The organism is Saccharopolyspora antiqui (assembly GCF_052246905.1).
GTDB lineage: Bacteria > Actinomycetota > Actinomycetes > Mycobacteriales > Pseudonocardiaceae > Saccharopolyspora.
In genome coordinates this window covers 1-1,675 of record NZ_JBQQBO010000057.1, presented here as the reverse complement: position 1 = coordinate 1,675, position 1,675 = coordinate 1, and the positions used below count along the sequence as shown (strand labels likewise).

Sequence of the window (1,675 nt, the reverse complement as noted above, 5' to 3'; positions counted from 1 at the left end):
GCCCAGGGTCAGCTTCTCGATGCCAATGCTGTGGATTATGGGTTGTTGGCGTTGTATTTCGTTTTTGTGTTGGGTATTGGGTATGTGGCGCGGCGTGCGGTGTCGACGAGTTTGGATTTTTTCCTGTCGGGGCGGGCGTTGCCTGCGTGGGTGACGGGGTTGGCGTTTATTTCGGCGAATTTGGGTGCGATTGAGATTATCGGCATGTCGGCCAATGGGGCTGAGTATGGTATGCCGACGATGCATTATTTTTGGGTTGGTGCGGTGCCTGCCATGCTGTTTTTGGGTGTGGTGATGATGCCGTTTTATTACGGTTCGAAGGTGCGGAGTGTTCCGGAGTTCATGTTGCGGCGGTTTGGGAAGGCGGCGCATCTGGTTAACGGGATCAGTTTCGCGGTGGCGCAGATTCTGATCGCTGGGGTGAATCTGTATTTGTTGGCCAGTATTGTGAATGCGTTGTTGGGGTGGCCGTTGTGGTTGTCGGTGTTGTTGGCGGCGGCGATCGTGTTGTCGTATACGGCGTTGGGTGGGTTGTCGGCGGCGATCTATAACGAGGTGTTGCAGTTCTTCGTGATCGTGGCGGCGTTGTTGCCGTTGACGATCATCGGTTTGGTGAAGGTGGGTGGGGTGCAGGGGTTGGTGGCGAAGGTGTCGGCGGGGCCGGGTGGTGCGGAGCAGTTGTCGGCGTGGCCGGGTGAGGAGTTGACCGGGTTCGCCAATCCGGTGTTGTCGGTGGTGGGGTTGGTGTTCGGGCTGGGGTTCGTGCTCAGCTTCGGGTATTGGACGACGAACTTCGTTGAGGTGCAGCGGGCGATGGCGTCGAAGTCGATGTCGGCGGCGCAGCGGACCCCGATCATCGGGGCGTTTCCGAAGATGTTCATTCCGTTCATCGTGATCGTGCCGGGGATGATCGCGGCGGTGTTGATCCCGGAGTTGGTGACTTACAAGCAGACCGGTGCTGGTGGGGTGGACTACAACGACGCGATCCTGTTGTTGATGCGGGATCTGTTGCCCAACGGGATCCTGGGGGTCGCGTTGGCGGGGTTGTTGGCGTCGTTCATGGCGGGGATGGCGGCGAACCTGTCGTCGTTCAACACGGTGTTCACCTACGACATCTGGCAGTCCTATGTGGTGCGGTCCCGGCCGGATCACTACTACCTGAGCATGGGTCGTTGGGTGACGGTGGGGGCGACGCTGGCGGCGGTGGGTACGGCGTTCATCGCCGCGGGCTATTCGAACTTGATGGACTACCTGCAGCAGTTGTTCTCGTTTTTCAACGCGCCGCTGTTCGCGACGTTCATCCTGGGCATGTTCTGGAAGCGGATGACCGCGCACGCCGGGTGGGCCGGGCTGGTGCTGGGCACTGTCTCGGCGGTGGTGGTGTTCGTGATGTCGGAGACCGGGGTGCTGGACCTGCCGGGGCAGGGCGCGAGTTTCGTCGGGGCGGGCGCGGCGTTCGTGGTCGACATCGTGGTCAGCGTGCTGGTGTCGCTGGCCACCCGCCCCAAGCCCGAGGCCGAGCTGGTCGGTCTGGTCTACTCCCTGACTCCCCGCGGCAGCCTGGCGGCCGCCACGACCGGTGCGGACGCCGGCTGGTACCGGCGACCGGGCCTGCTGGCCGGTATCGCCCTGGTCCTGATCATCATCCTCAACATCACCTTCGGCTAACCCCCAC

Annotated in this window: 1 protein-coding gene; it reads left to right on the top strand. The window is 61.8% G+C overall.

Going from position 1 to position 1,675, the window contains the following annotated elements:
• Nucleotides 1-1,668, top strand: a 1,668-nt coding sequence (locus tag ACTWQN_RS37985) for a sodium:solute symporter family protein (protein ID WP_443208522.1), incomplete at its 5' end; no start/stop codon positions are given.
• Nucleotides 1,669-1,675 lie beyond the last annotated feature (7 nt).